The following is a 13,300-nucleotide window of genomic DNA, read 5'->3' on the forward strand; positions in this document are numbered from 1 at the left end:
CGGACCGGCAGGACAGCCCCCGCCCGCGTAGCTCAGGGGATAGAGCGTCTGCCTCCGGAGCAGAAGGTCGTAGGTTCGATTCCTATCGCGGGCACTTTTTCGTTTAACGCGCCTTTTCCGTCGACGACGCCGCTCCCCCGCCCCGCGCGGTCCTCTTCCGTCGCGGTTCGGCCTCGTACCCAACAACGCCCACTCGGCGGTCGGGCCCCGCCCCTCGCCTCAGCGCGGTCGATGCAACCGGTTATGCACGCTGCACCACGAAGAAACCCCCGGAGCAACAGCCCGGGGGTTTCGTTCGTCAGCGCTCGTTATCGCCGTGTCGTTGCCGCGCCCGAAGGTGCGGATTCAGCTCCATGGGGTCGTAGTCGTGGAGCATCTCCCCCTCGCCGAACTGCTCGGCCACGTAGTCATCCTCCGGGTTGTGCACCGGGGCCGTGGTACGCCTCCGCGCCATGCCGATGATGCTCAGCACCCCACCGATCAGAAGCGTGCCGAAGCCCACGATGATCGTGGCCAGTGCGGTGCCGGTCAGGGGCACCGATGCACTTTCTGACGCCGCCCGCCCGAGGTGTACCAGGGCCGGAGGAAGAGTGAAGATGCACACGAACAGGGCCAGCAGACCCGCCAAAGAGATGACTGATGTGGTGCGCTGGCGCCTGTTCGTGTTCACGATGACTACGGTTTTCCTTCTTTGGTGACGCGGACTGTTTCTAGCAGCGTAGCGTCATCAAGTGTGGGTTCCCCGCTGACCGTTTGCAGTTTCTGGAACTCCGACAGCAGATCGGACACGGTCGATCTGGCCTTCTGCTCCTCGTTCAGCTCGAACAGGATCTTGCCCTCGTGCATCATGATCAACCGGTTACCCAGGCGCAGGGCCTGTTCCATGTTGTGGGTGACCATGATGGTGGTGAGGTTCTGTTCGGACACCATGCGCTCGGTCAGTTCCGTCACGTGCTTGGCGCGCTGGGGATCCAGGGCCGCGGTGTGCTCGTCCAGGAGCAGGATCTCCGGTGATGAGAACGTTGCCATGAGCAGGGACAGTGCCTGGCGTTGGCCGCCGGACAGCAACCCCACCTTGGCACCCAGCCGGTTCTCCAACCCGAGTTCCAACTTGGCCAGCTCGTCCCGGAACTGTTGTTTCCGCGAGCGCGTCACGCCCATGGACAGTCGGCGAGACTTGCCGCGGCGGGACGCAATGGCCATGTTCTGCTCGATGGTCAGATTGGGCGAGGAACCCTTCATGGGGTCCTGGAACACGCGAGAGATCCAGTGGGCCTTCTTGTGTTCCCCGAGCTTGGTGACCGGTTCGCCGGAGACCTGGATGCTGCCGGAGTCCGGGATGATCGACCCGGAGACCGTATTCAACATCGTGGATTTACCGGCGCCGTTGGAGCCGATCACGGTCACGAAATCTCCCGGTTCCACGGTCAGGCTCACGCCGTCCAGAGCCACGCGTTCATTGACGGTTCCGGCGAAGAACGTTTTCCGCACGTCGGTGATGGTCAACATGGTTTATTGCCCCTCTCCTGTGCGACCGCCCACGGTAGCGGGTGTCCCCACGCCGGGTTCGACGCCGGCCTGGACCTTGCGTGCCTCGCGGTCCTTGCGGCGCGCATTCCACCGCTTGAAGAACGTCATTTGCGGAAGCACCAACGCGATGACCACCAGTACGGCGGAGATCAGCTTCATGTCGGACGGGTTCAGACCCAGCTGCAGGGCCGCGGTGATCACCAGTCGGTACAGCACGGACCCGAAGATCACGGCCGCGGTGGCAATGATGACCGTGCGCGTTCCGAAGATGCCCTGACCCAGGATCACGGAAGCCAGGCCCACGACGATCAGGCCGATACCCATGCCGATGTCCGCAAAACCCTGGTACTGAGCCACGAGCGCACCGGACAAGCCGACCATGCCGTTGGACAGGCACAGACCGAGAATTTTCTGGTTATCCGTGTTCACGCCAAAGGAACGGATCATGTCCGGGTTGTCACCGGTGGCCTGCATGGCCAAGCCGGCGTCCGTGTAGAGGAACCAGTCAAGCAGGACCTTGACCAGCAGCACCCCGACGAGCAGTAGGAGCACTCCCACCACGGATCCCTGCAACCCGGCTTCGCGCAGCGGGGTGAATACGGTGTCCTCGCGCAGCAGTGCCAGGTTGGCCTTGCTGTCCATGACTCTGAGGTTGATGGAGTACAAGGCGGTCATGGTCAAAATACCCGCCAGCAAGCCGTTGATGTGGGCTTTGGTGTGCAGCAGACCCGTGATGAGACCCGCGAGCGCACCGGCGAAGAATCCCGCGATGGTGCCCAGCCAGGGGCTGCCACCACCCAGGATAATCATGGCCGCGGTGGCGGCCCCAGTGGTGAAGGACTGATCCACCGTGAGGTCCGGGAAGTCCAGCACACGAAACGTGAGATAGACGCCCAGGGCCATCACTGCGTAGATCAGGCCGAGTTCGATTCCGGCGATCATGAATGGTTACCGGATCACTGCATCGGCGGAATCAAGCAGTGCCTTGGGGACCTCGATGCCCATGGCCTTGGCGGCCTCGGCATTGATGATCAAGTGGGTCTCCTTCTGGGATTCCACGGCCATCTCGGCGGGGTCGCCGTCCTCCTCGATGATGCGAAGGGCCATTTCCCCGGTCTGCTTGCCGAGCTGTTCATAGCTGATGCCCTCGGTTGCCAGACCACCGCGTTCCACCGAGTCACCTTCACCCACGATCAACGGGATCTTCTTGGACTCGGCGGCGCCGACCACTGCTTCGAGGCCGGCCACCACCTTGTTGTCGGTGGGGACGTAAATGGAATCGGTGTTGAAGGACTCCGCGGCCTGGGCGACCTCCGCGGTGGTGGTCACGGTCTTCTCCTCCACGGTCAGACCCTCCGCTTCGGCGGCCTTCTTGGCCTCTTCCACCTGGATCTGCGAGTTGGTCTCGCCGGAGCTGTAGATGATGCCCACGGACTTGGCGTCCGGTTTGAACTGCTTGATGAGTTTGATCTGGTCCTCGACCGGGTTCATGTCGGTCGTACCGGTGATATTGGCTCCGGGCGCGTCCATGGAGTCCACGAGTCCGGCGTCCACGGGATCGGTGACGGCGGTGAACAGGACGGGCTTGTCGGTCACGGCTTGTGCCAGGGACTGAGCGGTGGGTGTCGCGATACCGAGGATCAAGTCGTTATCGGACGACGCGAAGTTGGAGGCGATGTTGGTCGCGGTGGCTTGGTCACCGGAGGCGTTCTGCACGTCCAACTTCAGGTTGTCGCCTTCCTTGTAGCCGCCTTCTTCCAAGGCGGCTACGAAACCTTCTCGCGCGGCATCGAGCGAGGGGTGTTCCACGAATTGAGCGATCCCCACGGAGACATCCTGGGGTTCCTCGGACTGGCTGGCACCGCCGCCCGAACCGCAAGCGGTCAGGACCAGGGCGGAAGCGGCGACCGCTGCGGTTAGCGAAAGAGTGCGCTTCATGATGGTGGGCGTCCTTTCAAGACAAATAGTGGTGCCTGGATATTACCTGCCGTTCGGTCAAAAAATGAGACGTGGCACACATTCGGTATGGGATCGTGTTCTGACGGGCCCGCACGCCGTGAGTGGCGTACCGCCCCGGACCCGTAGACTGGGGCGTTGACATGACTGAGTCCAGCACCACGCCCCGCATCGTGTACCCCCAGAACCTTCCGGTCAGCGCGCGCCGTGACGACATCAGCGCTGCCATTCGTGATCACCAGGTGGTGGTGGTCGCCGGTGAGACAGGCTCCGGCAAGACCACACAGCTACCCAAGATGTGCCTGGAGCTGGGTCTGGGTGAGAACGGGTTGATCGGCCACACCCAGCCGCGCCGCATCGCCGCACGCTCCGTGGCTGAACGCATTGCCTACGAGATGGGCGAGCAGGTCGGGCAGACGGTCGGCTACCAGGTGCGCTTCACGTCCGAGGTCGGCAAGGACTCCAAGGTCAAGCTGATGACCGATGGCATCATGCTTGCCGAAATCAGCCACGATCCGATGCTGCGCCGCTACAACGCGATCATCATCGACGAGGCCCACGAGCGCTCCCTCAACATCGATTTCCTGCTGGGGTATCTCAAGCGCCTGCTCCCCCGCCGCCCGGATCTCAAATTGATCATCACCTCGGCAACCATTGATCCCGAGCGGTTCGCCGAGCACTTCGCTGAACCCGCCGAGGACGGCGACCAGGTGAAGCCCGCCCCCATCATCGAAGTCTCGGGCCGCACCTACCCGGTGGAGGTCCGCTACCGTCCGCTCGCCCAGCCCCGCACCGGCGACGGCGGCGATGACGAGGCGGACACGGGAGACGGCCTCGAGGACGAGGACCGCGATCCCATCGACGCCGTGTGCGATGCCGTGGTGGAGCTCGCTTCCGAGCCGCCCGGCGACATCCTGATCTTCTTCGCTGGTGAACGCGAGATCCGGGACGCCCAGGACGCGCTGGCCAAAGTCATCGACCGCAATCGCGCACTGGCCGGCACCGAGCTGCTACCCCTGTTCGGCCGGTTGTCCATGGCGGAGCAGAACAGGGTGTTCGCGCCGTCTTCCAAGCGTCGGATCGTGCTCGCGACCAACGTGGCGGAGACCTCGCTGACGGTCCCCGGCATCAAGTACGTGATCGACCCGGGCACCGCCAGAATCTCGCGCTATTCGGCGCGCACCAAGGTACAGCGCCTGCCCATCGAGCGGATTTCCCAAGCGTCCGCGCGGCAGCGCGCCGGCCGTTGCGGCCGTGTGTCGGACGGCGTGTGCATTCGCCTGTATTCCGAGGAGGACTTCGAGTCCCGCCCGGAGTTCACCGACCCGGAAATCCTGCGCACCAATCTGGCCGCGGTCATCCTGCAGATGATTTCGGTGGGTGTGGTGCGCGAGCCCACGGACATCTCCGAATTCCCGTTCGTACAGAAGCCGGATTCCCGCGCCGTCAAGGACGGCGTGGTGCTGTTGCGCGAACTCGGCGCGCTGCGCTCGGGTGGCCAGAACGAGCAACGCGAGCAGGCGGCGTCGTCGGGTGGTCGCGGTCGTTCCCGGGGACGACGCCGCCGCGGCCAGCAGGATTCGCCACTCACCCAGACCGGCCGCGTCCTGGCGGCCCTGCCCGTGGACCCGAGGCTGGGGCGCATGATCGTGGAGGCCAAGCGGCGCAATTGCGTCCGCGAGGTCATGGTGCTTGCTGCAGCGCTCACGGTTCAGGATCCACGCGAACGGCCGCTGGAGCATCGGCAGGCCGCGGACGAGTTCCACAAGCGGTTCAAGGACAAGACGTCCGACTTCATGTCTTACGGCCTGCTGTGGCAATACATCCAGGAACAGCAACACGAGCTGTCATCCTCGCAGTTCCGCAAGCTGTGCAAGCGCGAGTACCTCAATTTCCTGCGGATCCGAGAGTGGCAGGACCTCTTCGCCCAATTGCGTCAGATCGCCCGCGAAGTGGGGATCGACCCGGGGAGCTCCCGTGAGCTGGACGTCGCCGGCAATCAGGACGCCATTCATCAGAGCCTGCTGTCCGGTCTGCTGAGCCATATCGGAGTGCGTGATGAACGCACCCGCGACTACCGCGGTGCGCGCGGCACCAAGTTCGCGATCTTCCCCGGTTCTGCCCTGTTCAAGACGTCTCCGGACTGGGTCGTCTCGGCAGAACTCGTGGAGACGTCACGGCTGTGGGCGCGCACCAACGCGAGCATCAACCCGGAATGGGTCGAGGAGCTGGCACCGGATCTGATCAAGCGCAACTACTCGGAGCCACACTGGTCCCGCTCCCGCGGTGCCGTGATGGCGTACGAGAAGGTCACGCTGTACGGCTTGCCACTCGTGACCGAGCGACCCGTGCAGTTCTCCAGGGTGGACCCGCAGCTCTCTCGCGAACTGTTCATCCGCCACGCCCTGGTCGAAGGTGACTGGCAAACACGGCACCGGTTCTACCAGCGCAATCAGCAGCGCCTGGAGCGTGTGGAGGAACTCGAGAACCGCATGCGCCGCAAGGACCTGCGCGTGGATGACCAGGTGCTCTTCGACTTCTACGATGCGCGCATCCCCGCGGACGTGGTGTCCCAGCGGCACTTCGACGCGTGGTGGAAGAAGGCGCGCGGCAGCAACGAGCACCTGCTGGACCTGGATCCGGACGCGCTGATCGCCCCGGAGGTCGCCGAGCTCGACACGCAGTCCTTCCCGCGCACCTGGAACGTGGCGTCTCCGGACGGCATCCTGTCGCTGGACCTCGACTACGAGTTCTCCCCCGGTTCGGAGACCGCTGACGGTGTGACCGTGCGCGTGCCCGTGCTGTTCCTGGATCGTCTGGCCCCGGAGCAATTCGAGTGGCACATCCCCGGTCTGCGCACCGAGTTGGTCACCGCCCTCATCAAGTCCCTGCCCAAGGCCGTGCGGCGCAACTTCGTACCCGCCCCGGACATGGCCGCCACCGCGGTGGACGTGCTGTCGGCGGAGTTCTCCCCGGAAACGGATTCGCTACTGGAATCCCTGGCCACCGTGCTGCGCCGGCTGCGCGGACATCAGGTGCAGGCCACGGACTTCCAGCCCAGCGTGCTTCCGGCTCACCTGCGCATGAACTTCGAGGTGCGCGACGCCCGCAACAAGGTGCTCGGAACCGGCGGGAACCTCGCCGAACTCAAGGATCGGCTCAGGCCGCAGATCCGCCGCGCCCTGGCCGACTCGCTGGGCAGCGCGGCCTCCCAACTCGCGGACTTCGCCAACGCCGCCGACGCCGCCGGGGGCACCTCCGGCGCTCAGCGGTCCGGTAAGCCCGATACACCGCGTCCGGGGGCAAAGGGTCGCGGCGGGCGAGGTGCCAAGGGTGGCGGAGCGGCGTCGTCGGCGGAAAGTCTGGAACGCACGGGACTGACGACCTGGCCGGAGAAAGACCCGCCGCGCTCGGTGCAGACCCAGGTAGCGGGGCAGACCATCACCGGCTACCCCACGCTCATGGTCCGCCGGGACAATCCCAATGCCGCAAAGACCGGTAAGGGCGCGACGCAGGAGCCCACCGTGGACCTGCGGATCCTGACCCAGCAGGACGAACAACGTTCGGCACAGCGCCACGGGGTGATTGCGCTGCTGGAACGCACGCTGCCGTCGGTGCATCGTTACGTTGTGGATCATCTGAGCCAGCGGGAACGGCTGATCTTCACGCAGAATCCGCACGGTTCCGTGGACGCGCTGATTCGCGATTGCACCGTGGCCGCGATCGACCGGCTGGTACCCGAGGAACCGCCGTTCACCAAGGCCGAATTCGACGAGTTGGCCGTGCACGTGCGCGCCGAATTGATCGATACGGTGTTCGCGGTGACGGCTCTGGTCACCGAGACGCTCGCGGAAGCCACCACGCTACGCAAGCGACTCAGAAAGCCGGGCTCGTTGGCTGCGGTGCCCGCGTTCAAGGACATGTCCGAGCAGATCGATCGCCTGATCTACCCCGGATTCGTGGCGGACACCGGATGGCACGCGCTGCAGCACCTACCCCGCTACGTGAAAGCCATCAATGCGCGTCTGGACAAGCTCTCGGGCCATATCCAGCGCGACAGCGTGAACATGGTGCTGGTTCAGGACATCGAACAGGATTACCGCGGTGCACGGGCGGCCGTTCCCCCGACCGCTCCCGTGCCCGAGGCGCTCACCCGTGTTCGATGGGATCTGGAAGAGCTGCGCGTATCGCTGTTCGCACAGGAGCTGGGCACCGCGCGCACGGTATCGGAAAAGCGGGTCCGCAAAGCACTGCGCGACGTGACGCAACGCTGAGCCAACCCGCCTCGGCGGATGTCCATGAGCTGAGGCACCGCGCACCAGTGGTGCCCGGCGCCATCTGCTACCCCTAGTCCTGGGGAACGTGGGCCTCGTGACCGGCGGCGACCAGTGCGCCACGGATCTTGCGGGCCGTCTCGTCCATGACCTCGGGGTCCGGGTCCTTGTCCACCTGGTCGAAATCGAATTCTTCGATCGTGTTGGTGGGCCACACGTGCAGGTGGGCGTGGGGCACCTCGAAGCCCTGAATCATCAGTCCCACGCGCTTGGGTGAGAAGACCTCATCGATGGCCTGGCCCACGGTCTTGCACACGGTCATCAGGTGCTCCGCCAATTCGTCGGGCAGATCCAGCCAGGAGTCGATCTCCTCGCGGGGCACCACCAGGACGTGTCCCTGCGAGAGCGGTGCGATGGACAGGAATCCGGCGCACTGCTCGTCCGACCACACGAACCGGCCGGGCAGTTCGCCCTCGATGATCTTGGTGAAAACGGAGCTCACGGTGACTTCCTTTCGATCGAACTTCTGGGTCTGTACGGTGGTCTCGATCCGCGGATCCCACCCGCCATGGGCCGCGGCCGGGTTACAGGACGGTGCGGATCAGACTTCCACGGACTCGCGGGTTTCCAGGTGGCGGTACTCGGTGCCGTACATCTCGGAGAATTTGGTGACCTGCTTCTCGACGATCCCGAAACCGATATCGGAGAGCAGCGCATCGTGGATCTGGTACACGTTGGTGGCGCGGGTTGCGATGATGAAGTCGATGACCTCGGACATCTTGGACCACGGGGCGTGCAACGGGACCAGCACGGTGGGCACGGTCAGCCCGTGCGGAACGGTGAAGGAATCGCCGGGGTGGAACACGGCGTCGTCGATCACGAAGCCCACGTTGTCCACCGTGGGAATCAGCGGGTGGATCAGTGCGTGCTGGCCGCCGAAGGTCTTGACCTCGAACGGGCCCAGCGACAACGTGGAATCCGCAGTGACCGCGTGCAACCGGTCCGTGGCCTCCCCGGAGGCCTCCGCGAGTTCGTCGATGACCGACTGCGGCGCGTAGATGTTCAGCTCGGGATTCTCTGCGAGCGCCGCGGTCAGCCGCTTCGCGTCGTAGTGGTCCGGGTGGACGTGGGTGATCAGCACCAGATTGACGCCGTCCAGCGCCTCCTCGACCTCCGAGAACGACCCGGGGTCGATCACCAGGGATGTGCCGTTCTTCTCCAGCCGGACGCACGAGTGTGTGAACTTGGTCAGCAACATGACTTCAGCCTAGCTCGGGAACACCCCGCAGATGCGAACCGTTAGCATGGTTGAAGAAGCAAGCACATGGAAGGGACGGGCGTGAGCACAAAAACCACCGGGCAACCCGAGGTGCGTAACACCAAGCAGCGCCGGGCCGTTGCCGGGGCACTGCGGAGCCTCGAAGATTTCATTTCCACCCAGGAATTACACCGCCGCCTTCAGGACGAGGGGCAGTCCGTGTCCCTGGCCACGACCTACCGGATCCTGCAGTCCATGGCGGACACCGGCGAGGTGGACGTCCTGCGTAACGCGGAGGGTGAGGCCATTTACCGCCGCTGCGAGGCCGAGCACCACCACCATCACCTGGTGTGCCGTTCGTGCGGTGCCGCGGTTGAGCTCGAGGCACCCGCGATCGAGGACTGGGCGGATGACACCGCCAACGAGCACGGGTTCACGGACGTGGACCACACCGTGGAAATCACGGGCATCTGCGGTAACTGCGCGCGCGAGTCACGCTGACGGTGGCGGCTCAACGTCCCCGCGACATCCTCCTGGTGCACAACGGGAATTCCCCCCAGGCACGCGTTGCGTGCGACCGTGCGCGCGGCATCTTTTCCGCAGGCGGGTACACCGCGGTTTTCATCGACGCCCCGTCCGCGCGGGAGCTTTCCGCCACACTAACCGACACCCTGCGATCCCGCGCTCTGCACGTAGCCGCCGTGGTTGCCGTCGGCGGGGACGGCATGGCCCATCTGGTCCTCCAAGTACTGCACGAGGTGGGGCAACAGGGCGTGAATGTGGCGTTCGGTCTGATCCCGGCGGGCTCAGGTAACGACCTGGCCAGGTTCTGCGGGATCCCCACGCGCGACACCGAACGCGCCGCGGGCCGTGTGCTGCGCGGTCTGGAAACCACGCCTGAGCACATGGATCTCCTGGCCGTGGACTGTGCCGACGGCACCTCACACGTGTGCGCGACCACCGTGTGCCTGGGCCTGGATGCCCGCGTCAACGCGCGCGCCAATCGTTGGAGCAGAATCCGCGTCTCCGCCAAATACGCGGTGGCCCTGGTCTGGGAAATTCTGCGACTCACCTCGCGTGACTACACGATCGACTACACCCGGCCCGACGGCGCTCGGCGCGTGGTCGATCGCCGGGCCACGTTCTTGTCGGTGGCCAATACGTCGTCCTACGGGGGTGGCCTGACCATCGTGCCGCGCGCCGATCATCGGGACGGCCGGGCGGAACTCTTTGCCGTGTCCGACGCCCGGCCCCTGCGGATCTTGTTCCTGTTGCCGCGGTTGCTACTGAAAACCCACGAAAACCTGGCGGAGATCGCGCTGGAACCTGTCACCGCGATGACCGTGACGCCGCACGATGCGCCGTCGGGTGAACTACCCGCGCACGTTGCTCACGGGGACGGGGAGCCCCTGGGGCCCCTGCCCGTGCAGGTGCGTATCCTGCCCGCGGCCGTGCGGGTCCTTTTCTGAGCCGCCTCGACGATACGAGGAGCCGCGCTCACGGATTCCACGGATCACGCGGGTGACGAGCCAGATCGCAAACGAAATGGTGGTCACGTAGGGGCTGATCGGAATGGATCCGCCCAGCGCCAGCAGGATGCCGCCGACCATGGACAGCTCCGCGAAGACCACCGACAGCACCACGATCCGCGCCGGTGCCACCGTGAGATTCATGGCCGCGGCAGCCGGGGTGATCAAGAGGGCGAGCACGAGCAGCGCGCCCACGATCTGGACCGACATGGCCACGGAAATACCCAGCAGCACCATGAACACGATGGACAGGGTGCGCACGGGCAGGCCGCGGGCCTCGGCCACCACGGGATCCGTGCTGGCAAACGTGAGCGGACGCCACACGATCAGCAACCCGGCCACCACCACGATGGACAACACGATCATGGATGTCAGCTGCACCGGGGACACGGACACGATCTGACCGGTCAACAACGAGAACTTATTGGACGAGCGACCTTCGTAGAGCGACAGGAACAGGATCCCCAGGCCCAGCCCGAACGGCATGAGCACGCCCACGAACGAATTACTGTCCCGGGCGCGCAGTCCCATGAAACCGATGATCAGCGCGGCAAGCACTGAGCCTAGCAGTGAACCGGTCACGATGTCCGAACCGATCAACAAGGCCGCAGCCGCGCCGGCGAAGGACAGTTCCGCAATGCCGTGCACCGAAAAGGCCAGGTCGCGCATCATCACGAACGTGCCCACCAGCCCTCCGACCAGCCCCAGGAGGGCACCGGCCCACAGCGAGTTGCTCAGCAGCACCAGCAATTCACCGTAGTTGTCGAAGACGAACACGGAATCGACGATCGAGTCCCAATCGACTTGGGCTGGGATCACGGAATGAGACCTTCCTGGGACGAGATGTGGTGGGTGTTGTCGGGGCGACCGGTCACGATGATGCGGCCGTTGCTGCGCAGCACCTCGATGTCGGTGCCGTACAGCTCCGACAGCACCTCGGAGCGCATGACCTCATCGGGCGTGCCGATCTTGAAGGAGCCGCCGGCCAGGTACAGGATGCGGTCCACGTGATCGATGATCGGGTTGATGTCGTGCGTCACGAACACCACGGCGCTACCCGAGTCCACGCGTTGCTGGTTGACCAGCTCACTGACGATGTACTGATGATTCAGATCCAAGGACAGTAGCGCCTCGTCGCACAGCAACAATTCCGGGTCGGTGGCCAGGGCCTGGGCAATGCGCAGTCGCTGCTGCTCGCCACCCGAGAGCAGCCCCACCGGGGCGTTGGCGTAATCGCCCGCGCCGACCTTGTCGAGCAGCTCGCCCACCCGTTCGTTGACCGCGCGGCTGTGGAGCCTGATCCCCCACTTGTGCCCGTCGATGCCCTGGGCCACCAGGTCCCGGGCACGCAGCGGTGTCCGTGGCGAGAAGCCGCGCTGCTGGGGTACGTACCCCACATGTCGCGAGGCCGCTCCGGGGCGCTCCCCCGTGACCGAGACCGTTCCCCGGGTCAGCGGGAGCAGCCCGAGCAGCACCTTGAGGAAACTGGTCTTACCCGTTCCATTAGAACCGAGCACGGCGAAGTACTCGCCTTCACGAATGGTGAGGTTGAGGTCGCGCCACAGCACGCGGTCGCCGAAAGCGAGATCCGCGTTCTTGAGTTCGACCACTGCCTGGCCCGAATCCCGCTGGTTGTCTGGGGCGGACCACGGCGTGGTGGTGGGAGTGGCGGGCTGGGCCGCTGAAGTGTGAATGGTTGGTGCCACCTTGGTGGGGAGGGTCATACGGCTATTACTTCACTGCTTGGGAGACGCGGTCGATATTGTCCTGCATCCATTCCTGGTAGTTCTTACCGTCAGGCAGGGTCTCGGAGAATTCCACCACACTCACACCGGATTTTTCCGCGTCCTCGCGCAGCTTCTCGGTCTGACCGGTCGAGGTCTGCTGGTTGAACGCCAACAGGTCGATGTGACCGCTCGTGACCAGGTCCGTGGTTTCCTTCATGACGGCGGGAGCCACGTCGGATTCCGAGTCGATCGCGGTCATGAATTCCGCGGGAGTGTCATCGTGGAGACCCGCGTCCTGCAAGAGATATCCGGGCATCGGCTCGGTGGCCACGTAACCACCCGAGGCCTTCAACGACTCGAGCTCGGTCTTCATTCCGGACAACCGGTCGTTGAGTGCTGTGGCGTTGTCCGTGAACTCCTTCGAGCGGTCCTGGTCGATCTCTCCCAGCTGCTCAGCGATGCGCTCGGTCAACGTCTGCATGGTGTCCAAGTCGTACCAGACGTGCTCGTTGAAACCGCCGGGTTCGTGGTGGTGGCCTTCGTGACCTTCTTCGTCGTGCGCGTGGTCGTGCGCCTCGGCCGCTTCTTCCTTGCCCTCCAACTCAGAGACGTCCACCGCGTTGATGACCTTCTGCGAGTCCGTGGTCATGTCCTCCATGAAAGCGTCGTAGCCACCGCCGTTGAGGATCACCACGTCCGCCTTCTCGATGGTCAGCCGATCCTGGGGCGATGCCTCGTACGAGTGCGGATCCTGCGCGGCGGAGTCGATGATGGGCGTGACGTCCACGTGGTCGCCGGCGACCTGTTCAACGAGATCCGAGTACACGTTGGTCGAGGTCACCACCGTGACCTTGTCCCCGTCCGACGCCGCCGCGTCACCTTCCTGAGCGTCGCCCGAGTTTGCCGAGCACCCCGTGAGCGCCAACGCGCTCAGTGCGGATACGGCAACGGCGGAACGGACGAACGGGCGAGCACTCAGGCCCTGGACGCGTGCGGACACGGAATCATCTCCTTCGGGTCATTCTC

General features: G+C 64.7%; 12 protein-coding genes and 1 tRNA gene. 4 read left to right on the forward strand and 9 right to left on the reverse strand.

Features of this window, described 5'->3' with window-relative positions:
* The first annotated feature begins 21 nt into the window (after window positions 1-21).
* Window positions 22-94: transfer RNA gene (locus RF638_RS06555), tRNA-Arg, on the forward strand.
* A gap of 204 nt (window positions 95-298) precedes the next feature.
* On the opposite strand, the gene RF638_RS06560 is transcribed toward RF638_RS06555, so the two are convergent.
* From RF638_RS06560 to RF638_RS06575, 4 genes are read right to left on the reverse strand one after another with little or no spacing between them, the layout of a single operon-like run.
* On the reverse strand, window positions 299-670 hold the full coding sequence (locus tag RF638_RS06560) for a hypothetical protein (RefSeq protein ID WP_238663250.1): 372 nt from the start codon (window positions 668-670) through the stop codon (window positions 299-301).
* A gap of 5 nt (window positions 671-675) precedes the next feature.
* Complete coding sequence (locus RF638_RS06565; RefSeq protein ID WP_095797364.1) at window positions 676-1,509, reverse strand: ABC transporter ATP-binding protein; 834 nt, start codon at window positions 1,507-1,509, stop codon at window positions 676-678.
* A 3-nt stretch (window positions 1,510-1,512) separates the two neighbouring features.
* The gene (locus RF638_RS06570) at window positions 1,513-2,472 is read right to left on the reverse strand and encodes an ABC transporter permease (RefSeq protein WP_368841620.1); all 960 of its coding nucleotides are present in this window, start codon (window positions 2,470-2,472) and stop codon (window positions 1,513-1,515) included.
* 6 nt (window positions 2,473-2,478) lie between these two features.
* Entirely contained in the window at window positions 2,479-3,468 is a 990-nt protein-coding gene (locus RF638_RS06575; RefSeq protein WP_368841621.1) for an ABC transporter substrate-binding protein, read from the reverse strand.
* A gap of 161 nt (window positions 3,469-3,629) precedes the next feature.
* Here RF638_RS06575 and hrpA point away from each other — a divergent pair, with 161 nt between their 5' ends.
* Complete coding sequence (gene hrpA, locus RF638_RS06580; RefSeq protein ID WP_368841622.1) at window positions 3,630-7,760, forward strand: ATP-dependent RNA helicase HrpA; 4,131 nt, start codon at window positions 3,630-3,632, stop codon at window positions 7,758-7,760.
* 73 nt (window positions 7,761-7,833) lie between these two features.
* Here the strand turns inward: hrpA and RF638_RS06585 are convergent, their stop codons facing one another.
* Both RF638_RS06585 and RF638_RS06590 read right to left on the reverse strand, forming a co-directional pair.
* On the reverse strand, window positions 7,834-8,262 hold the full coding sequence (locus tag RF638_RS06585) for an HIT family protein (RefSeq protein ID WP_095797368.1): 429 nt from the start codon (window positions 8,260-8,262) through the stop codon (window positions 7,834-7,836).
* A gap of 99 nt (window positions 8,263-8,361) precedes the next feature.
* On the reverse strand, window positions 8,362-9,018 hold the full coding sequence (locus RF638_RS06590; protein WP_259915624.1) for an MBL fold metallo-hydrolase: 657 nt from the start codon (window positions 9,016-9,018) through the stop codon (window positions 8,362-8,364).
* An 81-nt stretch (window positions 9,019-9,099) separates the two neighbouring features.
* On the opposite strand from RF638_RS06590, the gene RF638_RS06595 reads away from it, so the two are divergent.
* The gene (locus RF638_RS06595; RefSeq protein ID WP_095797561.1) at window positions 9,100-9,519 is read left to right on the forward strand and encodes a Fur family transcriptional regulator; all 420 of its coding nucleotides are present in this window, start codon (window positions 9,100-9,102) and stop codon (window positions 9,517-9,519) included.
* Window positions 9,520-9,521: 2 nt separating this feature from the next.
* Window positions 9,522-10,487, forward strand: coding sequence for a diacylglycerol kinase family protein (locus tag RF638_RS06600; protein WP_368841623.1), 966 nt, complete (start codon window positions 9,522-9,524; stop codon window positions 10,485-10,487).
* Here RF638_RS06600 and RF638_RS06605 read toward each other — a convergent pair.
* From RF638_RS06605 to RF638_RS06615, 3 genes are read right to left on the reverse strand one after another with little or no spacing between them, the layout of a single operon-like run.
* Window positions 10,392-11,366 (reverse strand): metal ABC transporter permease, encoded by a 975-nt coding sequence (locus tag RF638_RS06605; RefSeq protein ID WP_095797371.1) that lies wholly within the window; start codon window positions 11,364-11,366, stop codon window positions 10,392-10,394. The genes RF638_RS06600 and RF638_RS06605 overlap by 96 nt on opposite strands.
* On the reverse strand, window positions 11,363-12,271 hold the full coding sequence (locus RF638_RS06610; RefSeq protein ID WP_368841624.1) for a metal ABC transporter ATP-binding protein: 909 nt from the start codon (window positions 12,269-12,271) through the stop codon (window positions 11,363-11,365). The genes RF638_RS06605 and RF638_RS06610 overlap by 4 nt, the downstream gene beginning before the upstream one ends.
* A 7-nt stretch (window positions 12,272-12,278) precedes the next feature.
* The gene (locus tag RF638_RS06615) at window positions 12,279-13,274 is read right to left on the reverse strand and encodes a metal ABC transporter substrate-binding protein (RefSeq protein ID WP_368841625.1); all 996 of its coding nucleotides are present in this window, start codon (window positions 13,272-13,274) and stop codon (window positions 12,279-12,281) included.
* Window positions 13,275-13,300 lie beyond the last annotated feature (26 nt).

The sequence above is a fragment of the Kocuria sp. CPCC 205235 genome (assembly GCF_040980905.1).
In the GTDB taxonomy this organism is placed as follows: Bacteria; Actinomycetota; Actinomycetes; order Actinomycetales; family Micrococcaceae; genus Kocuria; species Kocuria carniphila.

Coding starts and splice junctions, on each gene's coding strand:
- RF638_RS06565 (WP_095797364.1), bottom strand. CDS start 1,509: ATGTTGACCATCACCGACGTGCGGAAAACGTTCTTCGCCGGAACCGTC.
- RF638_RS06610 (WP_368841624.1), bottom strand. CDS start 12,271: ATGACCCTCCCCACCAAGGTGGCACCAACCATTCACACTTCAGCGGCC.
- RF638_RS06570 (WP_368841620.1), bottom strand. CDS start 2,472: ATGATCGCCGGAATCGAACTCGGCCTGATCTACGCAGTGATGGCCCTG.
- RF638_RS06575 (WP_368841621.1), bottom strand. CDS start 3,468: ATGAAGCGCACTCTTTCGCTAACCGCAGCGGTCGCCGCTTCCGCCCTG.
- hrpA (WP_368841622.1), top strand. CDS start 3,630: ATGACTGAGTCCAGCACCACGCCCCGCATCGTGTACCCCCAGAACCTT.
- RF638_RS06590 (WP_259915624.1), bottom strand. CDS start 9,018: ATGTTGCTGACCAAGTTCACACACTCGTGCGTCCGGCTGGAGAAGAAC.